Genomic DNA, 16,052 nt, shown 5'->3' with positions numbered 1-16,052 from the left:
CTTTGTCGTACTGCACTGGCTATTTCTGCTCCTTGGCAAACGGGTTCTTACCGGTACGCAGCTCCAGGCGCACGGGGGTCCCGACCAGGTTGAAGGTATCGCGGAAGTGCCTCTCCAGGTAGCGCTTGTAAGGCTCGCTGACCGCTTCCAGCGCATTGCCGTGGATGACGATGACCGGCGGATTCTGGCCGCCCTGGTGCGCATAGCGCATCTTGGGACGGGTGCTGCCCTTGCGCTTCGGTTCCTGCTTCTCGATCGCTTCCTGCAGCGCGCGCGTCAGGCGCGGCGTCGACAGGTTGGCGGTCGCCGCGGCGTAGGCCGCATCCACCGACTTCATCAGCTGGCTGATGCCGGTACCCTTCAGGGCCGACACGAAGTGGGTCTTGGCGAAGGACAGGAAATCGAGCTTGCGGTCGAGGTCCGTCTTGACCTGGTCGCGCTGGTCCGACTGCAGGCCGTCCCACTTGTTGACGGCCACCACCAGCGCCCGGCCCGATTCCAGGATGAAGCCGGCGATGTGGGCGTCCTGCTCCGAGATGTCCTGCTGGGCGTCGAGCAGCAGGATGATCACGTTGGCGTCCGAGATCGACTGCATGGTCTTGACCACCGAAAACTTCTCGATCGCTTCGAAGATCTTGCCGCGGCGGCGGATGCCTGCGGTGTCGATCAGCGTGTACTTCTTGCCTTCGCGCTCGAAAGGCACTTCGATCGAATCGCGGGTGGTGCCCGGCATGTCGAAGGCGATCACGCGCTGCTCGCCGACCAGGGTGTTGATCAGGGTCGACTTGCCGACGTTCGGGCGGCCGACGATGGCGATCTTGATGCCATGGTCCGGGTGTTCCGGCTCGTCTTCCTCGTCGGGACGGTTCTCGAACGCGAAGTCGAGCGCCTCGTTGACGAGGTCGTGCACGCCGTCGCCGTGGGCGGCGGAAATCACGTACGGGTCGCCCATGCCGAGTTCGTAGAAGTCGGCGGTGACCGAGGTGTATTTCATGCCTTCCGACTTGTTCACCACCAGCATCACCTTGCGGTTCTGCTTGCGCAGGTAGTCGGTGATGGTCTTGTCGTGCGGAGTCAGTCCCTGGCGGCCATCGACGATGAACACGACGACGTCGGCTTCCGCCACCGCCTGGCGCGTCTGCAGCGCCATCTCGTGCATGATGCCCTCCTTGGCGACCGGTTCGAAACCGCCCGTGTCGATGACCAGGAACGGCCGTTCGCCGATCCGGCCTTCGCCATAGTGGCGGTCGCGGGTCAGGCCAGGGAGGTCGGCCACCAGCGCGTCCCGCGAGCGGGTCAGGCGGTTGAATAGGGTCGACTTCCCGACGTTTGGGCGACCAACGAGTGCAATTACCGGCTTCATTGTTTTATTCTATTCGACCGCGATCGCGGCCACAGTTCCGTTTTGTGTTTGAAAGATCAGGTGCGATCCGGCCACCAGCGGCGTACCCACGATCGGGCTGCCATCGGTGGCGGCGCGCGCCAGGAAAGCGCCATCCTCGCGCGACAGGAAGTGCACGATGCCCTGGTAGTCGCCCACCGCCACGGCGCGGCCGTAGGAGACGGGCGTGGACAGGCGGCGGAAGGCCAGCTTGTCGTTCTTCCAGGCGTTGGCGCCGGTGTCGCGGTTGTAGGCGTACAGTGCGCCCTTGTCGTCCGGCGCGAACACGAAGCGCTGGTCGACCGCCACCCCGACTTCGGACGACATGTCGCGGGTCCACTTGGTCGAACCGGCGGCGGCGTCGAAGCAGCCGATCCGGCCCTGGTAGGTGACGGCGCAGACGTCGCCCTCGAACAGCACCGGGTAGCCGCCGATGTCGGTCACGCGTTCGAGTTCGGTGGCGCCGCGGCCGACGCCCACTTCGACGTCCCAGCGCGGTGCGCCGGTGGCCAGCAGGAAGGACGACAGGCGGCCGGCCGGCTGGGCGATGATGACGTCGCTGCCGCTCACCACCATGCCCGGCGCGGTGCGCAGGGTCAGCGCGGGCGAGGTGCGCTGCACGGTCCATTTCTTGTCGCCGGTCTTGGCGTCCAGGCCCACGATGCGGTTGTCCAGGCTGCGCGCGACGACGATGCCCTGCCCCACGGCGGGCGCCGACAGCAGCTCGCTCGACAGCTGCGAGGTCCACAGCTTGTTGCCGTCCATGTCGAACGCGATCAGGCTGCCCTTGGCGCCGCCGACCACGATCAGGTTACCGTCGGTGCCGACGCCGCTCGTCAGTTCGCTGCCGGCCTTGGTGCGCCACAGCAGGCGGCCGGTCGTGGCCTCGACCCGTGCGATGTCGCCGCCGGCGCCGGCCACCACCACCGTGTTGCCCGCCAGCGCGGGCGAGAACTGGTAGGCGCCGGCCTTGCCGATGTCCAGCTTCCACGCGGTGCGCACGGCCATCGTCGCCTGCAGTTCGACCAGCGCGGCCGGCTGGTCGGCCTTCGACTTCGACGAGAACGGATTCAGGCCGCTGAGTTTGTTGATCGCGCTGGACGGGCTCAGGCTCGAACAGCCCGTCATCAGGGCCAGTACACCAACACCGACAAGTTTGCTGCTAATACGCATATTCTTTAACCTTGTTCCTGGACTGTAGAGGACGCAAAGCCCGCGCTCGCCGCAGGGGCGGGCGCGGGCCTGTCGATCGGGATCTTAAGCGGCGGCGGCGGGCGCTTGCGCTTGTTTCGCCCCATCCGCCGCGGCCGGCACGGTGCCGCCGATGGCTTCGAGCTTCACCTGGACCAGCTGGCGGCCCGGATGATCCTTGTGCATGGCGGCCAGCGCGGCCACGTAGGCCTGGCGTGCTTCGGCCAGCTTGTTCTGCGCCGCCAGCACGTCGCCCTTGCGGTCCGCCACTTCGGCCGCGTACTGCTCGGGGAACTTGTCGTTCAGCAGCTTGAGGGCGGCGTCATAGGCTTTCTCGTCGAGCAGCACGCCGGCCAGGCGCACCTTGGCGATGGCCTGGTATTCCTCGCCGCCCTTATCCACCACCCATTGCAGCTGGGTCTTGGCGGTCTTCAGGTCGTTCGCCTCGAACGCGGTCTTGGCCGCGCCCAGGGCTGCCATCTGCGCGTACACGGTGCCCGCGTATTTTTGCTGCATGTCGCCGGCGATGCGCTGGACCTTGGCATTGTCGTTCGCGGCCAGCGATTCCTGCAGGCTGTCGTACAGGGCCGAGGCTTCCACCGCCTGGTTGCGCTGGTGCGACTTCCAATAGTTGTAGCCGGCGTAGGACAGCAGCGCGACGATCAGCACGCCCATGATGAGGTTGCCGAAACGGGCCCAGAAGGCCTTGAAGTTCGCTATCTGTTCCTGTTCTTCGAGGTCGTATGCCATGGTCTGCTCTATGTTTTTCTAGTGGTGGTGGATCGGTCTGTTGCTGGATCAGGGACGGTGGTGGTGGCCGTGCTCGTTGCAGTTCTCGTCATCGCAATCGTGTCCGCCGCCGACGATCTGGTCGACCACGTGATCGACCACCGCCTCGAAGGCCACTTTCGACTGCTGCTGTTCGCTCGCCTCGCCGCGCATGGCTTTCACCACGGCCTGGCCGGACGCGACCTCGTCCTCGCCGATGATCACGGCGAAGGCGGCGCCGCTGCCGTCGGCCTTCTTCATCTGGCTCTTGAAGCTGCCCGCGCCGGCCGGCGTTGCGCAATGTAACACAACATCCAGGCCGGCATCCCGCAGGCGCTCACCCAGGATGAAGGCCTGCTGCTGGGCTTCCTCGCCCTGGTGCACCAGGTAGACGTCGCACTGGCTTGGTGCCTGGGTGTCGCCCAGGCCCTTCATCAGCTCGATGATGCGCTCGATGCCCATCGCGAAGCCCACCGCCGGCGTCGGCTTGCCGCCGAACTGCTCGATCAGCGGATCGTAGCGGCCGCCCGCGCAGATCGTGCCCTGCGAGCCCAGTTCGTCGGTAACCCACTCGAACACGGTGCGGTTGTAGTAATCCAGGCCGCGCACCAGGCGCGGGTTGATGGTGTACTGCACGGCGTTGCGATCGAGGATCTTCTTCAGGCCTTCCAGGTGGGCCAGCGACTCCTCGCCCAGGTAGTCGAGCAGCTTCGGCGCGCCATTGACCATTTCCTGCATGGCCGGGTTCTTGGTGTCGAGGATGCGCAGCGGATTGCTGTGCAGGCGGCGCTTGGCTTCGGCATCGAGGATGTCCTCGTGCTTCTCGAGATAGGCGATCAGGTCGGCGCGGTGGCGCAGGCGCTCGTCGGCATTGCCGATCGAGTTCAGCTCCAGGCGCACGTTCTGCAGGCCCAGGTCGTCCCACAGGCGGCGGCACAGCATGATCAGCTCGGCGTCGATGTCCGGGCCCGAGAAGCCGACGGCTTCCGCACCCATCTGGAAGAACTGGCGGTAGCGGCCGCGCTGCGGACGCTCGTGGCGGAACATCGGGCCCTTGTACCACAGGCGCTTCGGGCCGTCGTAGACGAGGTTGTGCTCGATGACGGCGCGCACCGCGCCGGCCGTGCCCTCGGGACGCAGGGTCAGCTGGTCGCCGTTCATCGAATCCTCGAAGGAGTACATCTCCTTCTCGACGATGTCGGTAACGGCGCCGATCGCGCGCGCGAACAGGCTGGTGTCCTCCACGATGGGGGTGACGATCTTCTGGTAGCCGTAGCTTTTCAGGATGGTCTCGGCGGTGTTCTCGAACAGCTCCCACATCGGTGCGTCTTGCGGGAGGATGTCGTTCATGCCTTTGACGGCGACGATTTTTTCTGGTTTGGACATATTGTTAGCTTTCTTTCGTACGGTGGGCGGCTTTGCCGCCCACCGTACGGATATCTTATTGCGCCACTGCCTCTTGGCTGTAGTTCTTCTGCACGTAGTTCAGCACGATGGTCTTGAACTCCTCCACGATGCGCTCGCCGCGCAGGGTGGCGTATTTCTGTCCGTCGACGAACACCGGTGCGGCCGGCGACTCGCCCGTGCCCGGCAGGCTGATGCCGATGTTCGCATGCTTCGATTCGCCCGGACCGTTGACGATGCAGCCCATCACGGCCACGTTCATCGCTTCCACGCCCGGGTAGGTCTTCTTCCACTCCGGCATCTGCTCGCGCAGGAAGGTCTGGATATTGTCCGCCAGTTCCTGGAACACGGTGGACGTCGTGCGCCCGCACCCCGGGCAGGCGATCACCATCGGCGTGAACTTGCGCAGGCCCATGGTCTGCAGGATTTCCTGGCCGACCACGACTTCCTTGCTACGGTCGCCGCCCGGTTCCGGGGTCAGCGAGATGCGGATGGTGTCGCCGATGCCCTCCTGCAGCAGCACCGACAGCGCCGCGGTCGAGGCGACGATGCCCTTGCTGCCCATGCCGGCCTCGGTCAGGCCCAGGTGCAGCGGGTAGTCGCAGCGACGCGCCAGTTCGCGGTACACCGCGATCAGGTCCTGCACGCCCGAGACCTTGCACGACAGGATGATCTTGTCGCGCGCCAGGCCCACTTCCTCGGCGCGTACGGCGTTCTCGATCGCGGAAGTGATGAGCGCTTCGTACATCACGGCCTGCGCGCTCCACGGATTCGCACGCGACGCGTTTTCGTCCATGATGCGCGCCAGCAGCGACTGGTCGAGCGAGCCCCAGTTGACGCCGATACGCACCGGCTTGTCGTATTTCGCGGCGATCTCGATCATCTGGGCGAACTGGGTGTCGCGCTTGGCGCCCTGCCCCACGTTGCCCGGGTTGATGCGGTATTTGGAGAGCGCCTGCGCGCATTCCGGATAGTCGCGCAGCAGCAGGTGGCCGTTGTAGTGGAAGTCGCCTACCAGCGGCACGTCGATCTCCATGCGGTCGAGCTGCTCGCGGATCGCCGGCACGGCGGCCGCCGCTTCCGGCGTGTTCACCGTGATGCGCACGATCTCGGAACCGGCGCGCGCCAGTTCCTTCACCTGGATCGCGGTGCCGATCGCGTCGGCGGTATCGGTATTGGTCATCGACTGCACCACCACCGGCGCGTCGCCGCCGACCCAGACGGTGCGCTGGCCGTGCGAGACCGCCACCTTGCGGCTGGCGCGGCGCGCCAGCGGGCCGGAGGGAATCGGTCCTGCCGGCGCTGCCGGGCAGGCGTCGTTGACGATCATGTTCTGTTCCATGCTCTGGCTGTCCAATGCTTATTTCAGGGAGACGCGGGCGATGGTCTTGCCCGGCACCTGCGGCAGGCCGACGGCCGCGCCGCGCAGGGTGGCCGACACGCCGCCCGGGTTGCCGACCACGAGGCTGACCGGCTCGGCCACCTCGAGCGTCTCGGTGCTGCCCCCCTTGACCAGGCGCGACAGCAGCGGCTTGCCGCCGCGGGCCGGACGCACTTCGATCCAGGAATCCTCGCGCACGTCCAGCACCAGGGGATTCGCGCCGGCGGCCGCAGTAACGGTGGCGGCGGTGGCCGGCGGCGCGGCCAGGCTGGCGGCAGGAGGCGTCGCGGGCGTGGCCGGCGCCGTCGTGCCGGGTGCGGTGCCTGGAGCCGGGGAGGCGGCCGGGGCCGGCGGCGTGCTGCCCGGGGCCGGCACCGAGATCAGGGGCACGGACGGGTTCTGCAGCGGATCATGCACGGCCGGGGCAGCCGGCGCCGCCGGACTCACGATCGGCGTCTCGAGCACGGCGCCGGCGGCGGCATCCTCGCGCTGGCTGCCCGGCAGCAGGCCGAAATGCCAGAGCGCGGCGCCGGCCGCGATCACGGCGATGGCGCCGGCGATCAGGCCGGCCGGCACGCGGTTGCGCTTGCCGCCGATCGGGAAGCGGCTCTGCGAAAACGAGGTCGGACGCTGTTCACGGCGCGGCAGGCTCGCGGTAGCACCGGCGCGGGCTTCCGGCGGCATGTTCATCTCGATCTTGGCCACCAGCGGGGCGGCGTCGATCTTCAGCAGCTTGGCATAGGCGCGCACGAAACCGCGCGTGACCGCGGGGCTCGGCAGCGAGGCGTAGTCGCCCGCTTCCAGCGCCACGACCTGGCGCGGCGCCAGTTTCAGCTGGTCGGCCACCTGCTCCACGCTCCAGCCCATCGCCTCGCGCTGGGACTGCAGGGTGGTGCCGGGAATGCCGGCGTCCTTGCCAGGCGTGGCCGGCTGGTCTGCATGCTCGTTCATGGTACTTGTCTCACTCATCAAATGCGCCGCGCTCGAAAGCCGCATATTCGGGCGAACCGGGGAAGCGGCGCCGCAACTGGGCAGCCAGGCTCGGCTCCAGGCTGCGCTCGCCGGTCTTGCGCTGCACCCGAAGCGCCAGCCAGAGCGCATCCGCCGACAGCGTGTCGAGTTTCGAAGTCTCGATCAGGCGGTTAATGAAAAAACCGGCGCGCGTGTAGTCGCGCCGCTCGTAATAAATCCGCGCCAGTCCCGCATTGGTGGCTTGCAGGTCGGGGTTGTAGCGCAAGGCGTCGAGCAGATAGCGCTCGGCAGCCTGGAAATTCTTGCCGCGGATACTGCACACGCCCGCATTCACCAGCGCGCTTACCGGCGTCTGGTAGGCCGGATTGCGCAGCGCGGCGTCGAAATAAGACATCGCCTGCGCCGGCTTGTTCAGCGACTGGCACAGGAAGGAACCGTAATTGTTCGACAGGTCCGGGTTGCGCGGCTCGATGCGCAGGGCATGCTGGTAGTTGTCGTCGGCCAGCTGGAGCTGGCCCATCGCCGTGTAGATGAGCGCGCGCAGGCCATAGGCTTCGGCATTCGAGGGATCGATGGCGATCGCCTGCTTCACCTCGTCCAGCGCGGTCTCGTAGCGGCCGTTCTGGTAGTAGCCGACCGCCAGCTGCAGGCGGATCGCGGCGCGCTTTTCCGTCACGGTCACGTCGGACGCGGTCTTCAGTTCGCCGCCGCTGCCGGCGCCATTGCTGGCGCAGCCGGCCAGCAGGGCCAGCAGGCCGAACGCAAGGACGGGCGCCAGGAACACGGCGCGGCCGGCTGCGCGCACCATCAGGACGGGATCTCCACGATGCGCCCGAAATCGGCGCCGAACTTCTTCTGGTACTCGGCCATCTTTTCCATGCGCTCGGCCACGCGGGTGCGGTCCTTGACCTCCCCTGCCAGCTGGCCGCAGGCGGCGTCGATGTCGTCGCCGCGCGTCTTGCGCACGGTGGTGACGATGCCGGCATTCATCAGGACCTCGGCGAAGGCCTTGATGCGCGGGTTCTTCGAGCGCGTCAGGCCCGATTCCGGGAAGGGGTTGAACGGGATCAGGTTGAACTTGCAGTTCACGCCGACCACCGGGTCGTTCACCAGCGCGATCAGCTCGCGCGCGTGCTCGTCGGAATCGTTGAAGCCGTCGAGCATGCAGTACTCGAAGGTGATGAAGTCGCGCGGGGCGAATGCCAGGTAGCGCTTGCAGGCGGCCAGCAGTTCGCGCAGCGGGTATTTCTTGTTCAGCGGCACCAGGATGTCGCGCAGGGCGTCGTTCGACGCGTGCAGCGACACGGCCAGGGCCACCGGCACGTCCTGGGACAGCTTGTCGATGTTCGGCACCACGCCCGATGTCGACAGGGTGACACGGCGGCGCGACAGGCCATAGGCGTTATCGTCCAGCATCAGCTTGAGGGCGGTAACGGTCGGCTCGTAGTTGAGCAGCGGCTCGCCCATGCCCATCATGACCACGTTGGTGATCTGGCGCTCGCCCTTCGGACCCGGCTCGATGCCCTTGGTACGGCGCAGCTCGAACTCGGCCATCCACAGCTGGCCGATGATCTCGGCCACGGTCAGGTTGCGGTTGAAGCCCTGCTTGCCGGTCGAGCAGAAGCGGCAGTTGACGGCGCAGCCTGCCTGGGTCGAGATGCACAGCGTGCCGCGGTTTTCTTCCGGGATGAACACGGTTTCCACGGCATTGCCATTGCCGACGTCGACCAGCCACTTGCGGGTGCCGTCGCTCGACGTGTGATCGCTGATGATGCCCGGCGCACGGATCTCGGCGCGGGTCTTGAGCTTCTCGCGCAGCGACTTGGCCAGGTCGGTCATGTCGTCGAAATCCGACGCGCCGAACTGGTGGATCCAGCGTTGGAGCTGCTTGGCGCGGAACGGTTTCTCACCCAGCTCGGCGCAGTACGCAACGAGTTGCGCGGGATCGAAGTCCAGCAGGTTGGTGAGCGTCGTCATGGCAAAATCCTTTATTTCCTGAAACCACTCGCGCCGACCCGAGGCCGCGGGCGAGTGGTTTACTCATTTAAATTAGTCCGGGGGAAATTTACCGGGGCGCGCCCCGGATGCGCTCCCCCTACTAATTAACGCGAGTAGACGTTCAGTGCCGGGAAGAAGTACGCGATTTCCACGGCAGCGGTTTCAGCAGCGTCCGAACCGTGCACGGCGTTGGCGTCGATCGAGTCGGCGAAGTCGGCGCGGATGGTGCCGGCGTCGGCTTTCTTCGGATCGGTGGCGCCCATCAGGTCGCGGTTCTTCAGGATCGCGCCTTCGCCTTCGAGCACCTGGATCATCACCGGACCCGAGATCATGAAGTTGACCAGGTCCTTGAAGAACGGACGTGCGGCGTGCACGGCGTAGAAGCCTTCGGCTTCGGCCTGCGACAGCTGGGTCATGCGGGCAGCAACGATTTTCAGGCCAGCGCCTTCGAAGCGGCTATAGATTTGGCCGATCACGTTTTTTGCAACTGCGTCCGGTTTGATGATCGACAGGGTGCGTTCGATTGCCATGTAAACTCCAATATTAAAAATGATTTTTTTCAAGAACTTGAAGGGGTTCTTGCGACCCGATTTGGAACTGAATCAACCTTTAATTTTACCATACATCCCTCATATAGCCGATATTGCGGCACTGGCAAGCAAAGTGGTAGAGTTGCTGCGCAAAATCGTCCCGATTTAAGGCTCTGCTAAGCATTTGCTAGTATGGTTTTCAGTGACGCTCATCCACCAACCGGAGGCACCATGTTCCCTAATTCGCAACCCCGCAGTACGATCGACCTGACCAAGGCAGGCCGTGGCCAGGTCGCGCGCAACAATGTTCTGCGCAACACCTACTGGCTGCTCGCGCTGTCGATGATCCCGACCGTGCTGGGCGCCTTCGTCGGCGTATCGCTGCAGCTCGGCGGTCTCGGCCTGATCATGTTCATGGTCGTGGCCTTCGGCTTCATGTTCGCGATCCAGAAATTCAAGGATTCGGCCATCGGTGTCGCACTCCTGCTCGGCTTCACCTTCTTCATGGGCCTGATGCTGGCGCCGCTGCTGACCCATACGCTGGGCTATAGCAACGGAGGCACGCTGATCATGACCGCCTTCGGCGGCACCGCCTGCGTGTTTGCCGTGATGGCCAGCATCGCCACCACCACCAAGCGCGACTTCTCGGGCATGGGCAGCTGGCTGTTCGCCGGCGTGATCGTGATCCTGCTGGCGGCCGTGGCCAACATCTTCCTGCAGATGTCGGTGCTGTCGATCGTGATCTCGATGCTCGCGATCGGCATCTTCTCGGCATTCATCCTGTACGACGTGCAGCGCATCGTCAACGGCGGCGAGACCAACTACATCTCGGCCACGCTGTCGATCTACCTCGACGTGTACAACATCTTCACCAGCCTGCTGCACCTGCTGGGCATTGCCGGCGGCGACCGCGACTGACGGTTCCAGCCGAAACGAAAAAGCCGACCGCTGGTCGGCTTTTTTATTGCCCGCGTCGCTAGAGCGGATTTCGTAGGGTGGGCGGGTCCCCGCCCACGCGGTGATCGTTGTAAGTTGAACAGCTGCGCGGGCTGCAGTGCCGTGGGTTGACCGCGTGGGCGGCAAAGCCGCCCACCCTACGCTTATACGGCTTCGGCGGGAAGCTCGAATGCGGCGGCAGCCGCCGGCTTCGCACCGAGCTCGAACACCGCGATCGACTCCACGTGCGAGGTATGCGGGAACATATTGCACACCCCTGCCTTCTTCAGCACATAGCCCGCCTTGTGCACCAGGATGCCGGCGTCGCGCGCCAGCGTGGACGGGCTGCAGGACACGTACACGATCCGCTGCGGCATCAGCTCCTCGTGCGTCTCCCGCAGGTCGGCCAGCGCCAGCGCCAGGGCCATCGCGCCGTCGCGCGGCGGGTCGACCAGCATGCGGTCGAAACGGCCGAGGGCGACCAGGTCGTCCTTGGTCACCTCGAACAGGTTGCGGGTCGAGAACGAGGTCTTGCGCGCCAGGCCGTTGGCCTGCGCGTTTTCCAGCGCGCGCGTGGTGAGCGCCGTACTGCCTTCGATGCCTACCACCTCGCGCGCCTGGGTCGCCAGCGGCAGCGTGAAGTTGCCCAGGCCGCAGAACAGGTCGGCCACGCGCTCGCCCGGCTGCACGTCCAGCAGGCGCAGGGCCTTCGCCACCAGCACGCGGTTGATCTGGTGGTTCACCTGGGTGAAGTCGGTCGGCTTGAATGGCATGCGGATGCCGAATTCCGGCAGCGTGTAGTACAGCTCCTTGCCGAGCGGGTAATAGGGATAGGCGGTGTCCGGGCCCTTCGGCTGCAGCCACCACTGGATGCCCCACTGGTCGGCGAAGGCCTTCGCTAGTTCCTCGTCCGCCGGGCTCAAGGGAGCCATGATGCGCATCACCAGTACGGTCACCTCTTCGCCGATGGCGACTTCGATCTGCGGCATCTGGTTGTAGATCGACAGCTGGCCGACGAACTCGCGCAGCGGCACGATCAGGCGCGCCACGTGGTCCGGCAGAATCTCGCAATAGGTGATGTCGGCCACGTAGGACGAGGCGCGCTCGTGGAAGCCGACCAGCACCCCGCCCTTCTTGGCCACGTGGCGCACCGACAGGCGCGCGCGGTAGCGGTAGTCCCAGGTCGGGCCGTACATCGGGCGCATGATCATCTCGGACTTCACCTTGCCCAGGTGCCAGAGGTTATCTTCCAGCACGCGCTGCTTCATCGCCACCTGGCTTGATGCCTCCAGGTGCTGCATCGAGCAGCCGCCGCAGTAGCCGAAGTGTTGGCATTTCGGCTCCACCCGCATCGACGAGGCGCGCTGCAGCGTGAGCATGCGTCCCGACTCCCAGTTCTTCTTCTTGCGCAGGGTCTCGAAGCTGACGCGTTCGCCGGGCAGCGCGCCTTCGACGAAGATCACCTTGCCGGGGCTGCCGTCTTCGTTCTCGAGGTGGCCGACGCCGCGCGCGTCCGCATCCAGGGATTTGATGTCGATGAAAGTTTCTTGCATGCTGGTCAAAAGAAAATAGGGAGTGGGCACAGGACTGGCTGTGCGGGGAGTTCGCAAATAAAAAATGGGCGCAAGCGGCCCGGCGGGCATGATAGCAAGGAAACGGGGCCGGCGCTACCTGGCGCCGGCCGGGCCGGTCAGAGCAGCGAGTCGCGCACCACGCCGCGCGCGGCCATCGAGCGCTTGAGCTTGACGAGGGCTTCCTGCTGGATCTGGCGCACCCGCTCGCGCGTCACGCCCATCTCCTCGGCCAGGGTTTCCAGCGTCGCCGGGTCATCGTTGTCCAGCCCGAAGCGGCGCGTGACGACAAGGCGCTGCTTGTCCGGCAGGCGCGCCATCCAGTCGCGCACCAGCTCGGTCATCTCGTGCTGCTCGGCGCGCGCGTCCGGACTGGCCCCGCCGTCGTCGGGCAACATGTCCATCAGGCTCGAACCCGGGTCGCTGTCGAGCGGCGCGTCGAGCGAGGCGGCATGTTCCGACAGGGCCAGGATGTCCTGCACCTCTTCCACCGGGCGCCCGACCAGGCTGGCGATGTCCTCGGCCGAGGCGTCCTTGCCGTCGCGCTCCTTGGCCTCGAGGTGGTACTTGGCGCGCAGCACCGCGTTCAGCTCGCGCACCATGTGCACCGGCAGGCGCACCGTGCGCGCCTGGTTCATGATGGCGCGCTCGATGCTCTGGCGGATCCACCAGGTGGCGTAGGTGGAAAAGCGGAACCCGCGCTCCGGCTCGAACTTGTCGATGGCGCGCATCAGGCCGATGTTGCCCTCCTCGATGAGGTCGAGCAGCACGACGCCGCGGTTGATGTAGTGCTTGGCGATCGAGACCACCAGGCGCAGGTTGTGCTCGATCATCTTCTGGCGCGCCGCGAAGTCGCCCGCCTTGGCCTGGGTGGCGATGCCGACTTCCTCGGCGGCCGACAGCAGCGGCCGGGTACCGATCTGGTTCAGGTAGTGCTGGGTGGTATCGGTGGCGAGCTCGGCCTGCAAGACCTTGCGCAGCTCGTCCACCGAGGCGACTTCGGGATGGGGGGACGCGAGCTCCTCCTCTTCAGCCGCAGGCGCTCCTTCGCGCTCCGGATCGTCCGGAAACTCGTCTGTATCCTGCTGGTCCAGCGAGTGCGGAGGCTGCGTCATACCCTTCCTATCGGCCGGGCAGGAACCTCGACGGGTCGACGGGTTTGCCCTGTTGGCGAATTTCGAAATGCAGTTTCACCGAATCGGCATCCGAATCGCCCATTTCCGCGATCATCTGGCCCTTGGCCACGTTGTCGCCTTCCTTGACGACGATCTTGCGGTTGTGCGCGTATGCCGACAGCAAATTGTTGTTATGCTTGACGATAACAAGATTACCATAACCGCGGATGCCACTGCCAGCGAAGACCACCTTGCCGGCGCCGGCCGCCACCACCTGCTGGCCTGGACGGCCGGCGATGTCGATCCCCTTGTTGCGCGCCTCGTCGAAGGTGGCGACGATGCGGCCGTCGGCCGGCCACATCCAGCTCAGTTTCTCGTCGTCGCTGGCGGTGACGGTGGTGCCCGCCGCGATGGCGGACGCCGGCGCGGCCGGTGCTGGTGCTGGTGCGGCCGGGACCGGGACGCTGCGCGGCTCGGTGCGGGAACCCGATTCGGGCTGGGCCTGGGCGACGCTGTCGTTGTACGGCTGCTTGTCGGCGCGCGGCGCGGTCTTGCGCGGCGGGGTCGCGCTCGGCGGCGTTGGCACCGGCTGGGTCTGCACGCTGGCGGCGCGCGCGTTGCGCTCCGGCCCGGCCACGCGCAGGGTCTGGCCTACCTTGATGTCATCCGGATCGGCCAGGTTGTTCCAGGCCACCAGGTCGCGGTAGTCCTGGCCATGGTCCAGCGCGATGCGCAGCAGGGTGTCGCCGCGGCGCACGGTGTACATGCCTTTCTCGTCCTTCGGTTCTTCCGCGCGCGCGGCCTGGTTCGGACGGGGACGCTCGGCCGCCGGCCGCGTGGTGCGTTCGACCACCGGGGCCTCGCGGGTAAGGGAGTTGCAGCCGGCCAGCAGGCCGAGGGCGAGGGTGAGCAGTGCTAATCGGGGTGCTTGGTTCATTGTCTTTCTGTTTTCCGTTCATGTTCTGGCGCGCGCCTCCGGTCCACGGGGGCAGGACGGGACGCGCCGGCGGACATCGTCGACCATGCACCGTCAAGGTGCGGCCATGCCAGGCGGACCAGGCTCTTCAACGCCGGCCGCGCCGGCTGGGTTGACCCGGCAGTGGCCAACAGGCCACCCGCGCGCAGCGCGCTAGACGGTGCCGGGGCGCAGCGGCACGAAATGGCAGGCTTCCAGCGTCTCGCTGGCCCATTCGTTCTTGCCGATGCGGGTGATGCGTTGCAGGTGCTGGACCTGGGCGCCAACCGGCGCGACCAGGTGCGCGCCGATGGCCAGTTGTTCGAGCAGGGCGCGCGGCACTTCGAGCCCCGCCGCGGCGAGGATGATGCCGTCGAAGGGCGCAACCTGCGGCAAGCCTAGCATACCATCGCCATATTGCAAACGCAGGTTCGCCATCCTCAGCGGCCGCAGGTTGTTCTTGGCCAGCTCGTGCAGCGGTCGGATGCGCTCGATCGAATACACCTCGCGCGCCACCAGGGCCAGCACCGCGGCCTGGTAGCCGCAGCCGGTGCCGATCTCGAGCACCCGGCCCAGCAGGCCGCCGGCCGGCTGCGCTTCGCGCATCGCCTCGATCATGCGCGCCACGATGTAGGGCTGCGAAATGGTCTGGTTGTGCCCGATCGGCAGCGAGGCGTCGACATAGGCCTGGGCCGACAGGGCCGGCTCGATGAACAGGTGGCGCGGCACCGCTTCCATCGCGCCCAGCACGGTCCCGTCGCGCACGCCCTGGCGCGCCACGCGCGCCACCATGGCGCGCCGCACGGCCTCCGATGCCATCAGTTCGGAACGCGGCGCGACCGGGGCGCTGGCCGGATGGACCTGCGCATAGCCGGGCGGACGCGGCGAGGGCAGCGGCGCCGCCGGCGGCAGCGCGGCGCCCTTGCCGGCCGCCGTGTGGGCGGCGTTGCGGGTGGCGGTCTGGGGCGTGGCAACCGGCGCCGGCGCTCCCGGGCGGCGCGTGCCGGATCCGGTCACCGAAGACAGCGGCAGCGGAAAGGTGCTGCGCTTGTCGTCGCCGCTGCCGCTCACAGGATGCCCCGCAGCAGGTCGAGCTGGGCCCGGTGGGTGAGATCGACCTGCAGCGGCGTGATCGCCACCCTGCCCTGCGCGGTGGCATGGAAGTCGGTGCCCTCGCCCGCATCGCGGCAAGCGCCGGGTGCGCCGATCCAGAAGATCTCGCGTCCGCGCGGATCCTGCGCGCGCACCACCGGCTCGGCCTGGTGGCGCCGGCCCAGGCGCGCCGGCGTCAGCGGACCGATCTCTTCGTACGGCAGGTTCGGGATGTTCACGTTGAACAGGAAAGGCAGCTCGAGCTTGTCGAAGCGGCGCTCGACGATCTCGCGCGCGACCCGGGCGGCGGCGTCGACGTGGGCCCAGCCCGGATTCACCTGTGAAAAGGCGATTGCCGGGATGCCGAACAGATAAGCCTCGGTTGCGGCCGCGACGGTACCGGAGTACAGGGTGTCGTCGCCCATGTTCTGGCCATTGTTGATGCCGGAGACGACCAGGTCGGGCGGGGCGTCGCCCATCGCGGTCAGGGCGATGTGCACGCAGTCGGTCGGCGTGCCGTTCACGAAGTGGAAACCGTTGGCAGCCTTCTGCACCGTCAGCGGACGGTCCAGTGTCAACGAATTCGACGCGCCCGAGCGGTTGCTGTCGGGCGCGACCACCACGATGTCCGCGATCGCGGACAAGGCCTCGGCCAGCGCGCTGAGACCAGGCGCCAGGTAGCCGTCATCGTTACTGATAAGAATTCGCATGTCTGGGATTTTACCTGAAGCAACCCCACCTTCGTTCGCCGGGGCTGC

At 66.4% G+C, this 16,052-nt stretch carries 15 protein-coding genes; 1 reads left to right on the top strand and 14 read right to left on the bottom strand.

What is annotated here, in order from left to right; translation table 11 throughout:
- Positions 1-19: 19 nt before the first annotated feature.
- From der to ndk, 9 genes are all read right to left on the bottom strand, one after another.
- The gene (der, locus tag LE190_RS03280; protein WP_224942583.1) at positions 20-1,363 is read right to left on the bottom strand and encodes a ribosome biogenesis GTPase Der; all 1,344 of its coding nucleotides are present in this window, start codon (positions 1,361-1,363) and stop codon (positions 20-22) included.
- 9 nt (positions 1,364-1,372) lie between these two features.
- The gene (gene bamB, locus LE190_RS03275) at positions 1,373-2,554 is read right to left on the bottom strand and encodes an outer membrane protein assembly factor BamB (protein WP_225237364.1); all 1,182 of its coding nucleotides are present in this window, start codon (positions 2,552-2,554) and stop codon (positions 1,373-1,375) included.
- Between the two features lie 84 nt (positions 2,555-2,638).
- Positions 2,639-3,322, bottom strand: coding sequence for a YfgM family protein (locus LE190_RS03270; protein ID WP_225237363.1), 684 nt, complete (start codon positions 3,320-3,322; stop codon positions 2,639-2,641).
- Between the two features lie 48 nt (positions 3,323-3,370).
- On the bottom strand, positions 3,371-4,690 hold the full coding sequence (gene hisS / locus LE190_RS03265) for a histidine--tRNA ligase (protein WP_229516851.1): 1,320 nt from the start codon (positions 4,688-4,690) through the stop codon (positions 3,371-3,373).
- Positions 4,691-4,781: 91 nt separating this feature from the next.
- Complete coding sequence (ispG, locus tag LE190_RS03260) at positions 4,782-6,074, bottom strand: flavodoxin-dependent (E)-4-hydroxy-3-methylbut-2-enyl-diphosphate synthase (RefSeq protein WP_439847468.1); 1,293 nt, start codon at positions 6,072-6,074, stop codon at positions 4,782-4,784.
- 30 nt (positions 6,075-6,104) lie between these two features.
- Entirely contained in the window at positions 6,105-7,076 is a 972-nt protein-coding gene (locus tag LE190_RS03255; RefSeq protein WP_225237360.1) for a helix-turn-helix domain-containing protein, read from the bottom strand.
- A 10-nt stretch (positions 7,077-7,086) separates the two neighbouring features.
- On the bottom strand, positions 7,087-7,905 hold the full coding sequence (pilW, locus tag LE190_RS03250) for a type IV pilus biogenesis/stability protein PilW (protein WP_225237359.1): 819 nt from the start codon (positions 7,903-7,905) through the stop codon (positions 7,087-7,089).
- Entirely contained in the window at positions 7,905-9,074 is a 1,170-nt protein-coding gene (gene rlmN / locus LE190_RS03245) for a dual-specificity RNA methyltransferase RlmN (protein WP_225237358.1), read from the bottom strand. The genes pilW and rlmN overlap by 1 nt, the downstream gene beginning before the upstream one ends.
- Before the next feature lie 125 nt (positions 9,075-9,199).
- Entirely contained in the window at positions 9,200-9,625 is a 426-nt protein-coding gene (ndk, locus tag LE190_RS03240; RefSeq protein WP_224942622.1) for a nucleoside-diphosphate kinase, read from the bottom strand.
- A gap of 231 nt (positions 9,626-9,856) precedes the next feature.
- On the opposite strand from ndk, the gene LE190_RS03235 reads away from it, so the two are divergent.
- Complete coding sequence (locus tag LE190_RS03235) at positions 9,857-10,543, top strand: Bax inhibitor-1/YccA family protein (RefSeq protein WP_225237357.1); 687 nt, start codon at positions 9,857-9,859, stop codon at positions 10,541-10,543.
- A gap of 182 nt (positions 10,544-10,725) precedes the next feature.
- Here LE190_RS03235 and rlmD read toward each other — a convergent pair whose 3' ends face one another.
- The 5 genes from rlmD to surE form a co-directional block, all read right to left on the bottom strand.
- Positions 10,726-12,114, bottom strand: coding sequence for a 23S rRNA (uracil(1939)-C(5))-methyltransferase RlmD (rlmD, locus tag LE190_RS03230; RefSeq protein ID WP_225237356.1), 1,389 nt, complete (start codon positions 12,112-12,114; stop codon positions 10,726-10,728).
- Between the two features lie 137 nt (positions 12,115-12,251).
- A complete protein-coding gene (gene rpoS / locus LE190_RS03225; protein ID WP_225237355.1) occupies positions 12,252-13,247 on the bottom strand; it encodes an RNA polymerase sigma factor RpoS in 996 nt (331 codons plus the stop codon).
- A gap of 7 nt (positions 13,248-13,254) precedes the next feature.
- Entirely contained in the window at positions 13,255-14,184 is a 930-nt protein-coding gene (locus tag LE190_RS03220) for a peptidoglycan DD-metalloendopeptidase family protein (protein WP_225237354.1), read from the bottom strand.
- A 192-nt stretch (positions 14,185-14,376) separates the two neighbouring features.
- Positions 14,377-15,273, bottom strand: coding sequence for a protein-L-isoaspartate(D-aspartate) O-methyltransferase (locus LE190_RS03215; RefSeq protein WP_439847459.1), 897 nt, complete (start codon positions 15,271-15,273; stop codon positions 14,377-14,379).
- Positions 15,270-16,004, bottom strand: a complete 735-nt coding sequence (gene surE, locus LE190_RS03210; RefSeq protein WP_225237353.1) for a 5'/3'-nucleotidase SurE — start codon at positions 16,002-16,004, stop codon at positions 15,270-15,272. Before surE ends, LE190_RS03215 begins: the two co-directional genes overlap by 4 nt.
- Between the last annotated feature and the right edge of the window lie 48 nt (positions 16,005-16,052).

The organism is Massilia hydrophila, from assembly GCF_020208145.1.
In the GTDB taxonomy this organism is placed as follows: domain Bacteria; phylum Pseudomonadota; class Gammaproteobacteria; order Burkholderiales; family Burkholderiaceae_D; genus Telluria; species Telluria hydrophila.
Note: the sequence above shows the minus strand (reverse complement) of the source record. Positions and strands in the feature narration are given on the sequence as shown.

What these genes read in the sequence shown, in the direction of transcription:
- rlmN (WP_225237358.1), bottom strand. Translation starts at nt 9,074, where the DNA reads ATGACGACGCTCACCAACCTGCTGGACTTCGATCCCGCGCAACTCGTT.
- bamB (WP_225237364.1), bottom strand. Translation starts at nt 2,554, where the DNA reads ATGCGTATTAGCAGCAAACTTGTCGGTGTTGGTGTACTGGCCCTGATG.
- rpoS (WP_225237355.1), bottom strand. Translation starts at nt 13,247, where the DNA reads ATGACGCAGCCTCCGCACTCGCTGGACCAGCAGGATACAGACGAGTTT.
- LE190_RS03220 (WP_225237354.1), bottom strand. Translation starts at nt 14,184, where the DNA reads ATGAACCAAGCACCCCGATTAGCACTGCTCACCCTCGCCCTCGGCCTG.
- LE190_RS03255 (WP_225237360.1), bottom strand. Translation starts at nt 7,076, where the DNA reads ATGAACGAGCATGCAGACCAGCCGGCCACGCCTGGCAAGGACGCCGGC.
- pilW (WP_225237359.1), bottom strand. Translation starts at nt 7,905, where the DNA reads ATGGTGCGCGCAGCCGGCCGCGCCGTGTTCCTGGCGCCCGTCCTTGCG.
- ndk (WP_224942622.1), bottom strand. Translation starts at nt 9,625, where the DNA reads ATGGCAATCGAACGCACCCTGTCGATCATCAAACCGGACGCAGTTGCA.
- hisS (WP_229516851.1), bottom strand. Translation starts at nt 4,690, where the DNA reads ATGAACGACATCCTCCCGCAAGACGCACCGATGTGGGAGCTGTTCGAG.
- rlmD (WP_225237356.1), bottom strand. Translation starts at nt 12,114, where the DNA reads ATGCAAGAAACTTTCATCGACATCAAATCCCTGGATGCGGACGCGCGC.
- der (WP_224942583.1), bottom strand. Translation starts at nt 1,363, where the DNA reads ATGAAGCCGGTAATTGCACTCGTTGGTCGCCCAAACGTCGGGAAGTCG.
- surE (WP_225237353.1), bottom strand. Translation starts at nt 16,004, where the DNA reads ATGCGAATTCTTATCAGTAACGATGACGGCTACCTGGCGCCTGGTCTC.
- ispG (WP_439847468.1), bottom strand. Translation starts at nt 6,074, where the DNA reads ATGATCGTCAACGACGCCTGCCCGGCAGCGCCGGCAGGACCGATTCCC.
- LE190_RS03235 (WP_225237357.1), top strand. Translation starts at nt 9,857, where the DNA reads ATGTTCCCTAATTCGCAACCCCGCAGTACGATCGACCTGACCAAGGCA.
- LE190_RS03270 (WP_225237363.1), bottom strand. Translation starts at nt 3,322, where the DNA reads ATGGCATACGACCTCGAAGAACAGGAACAGATAGCGAACTTCAAGGCC.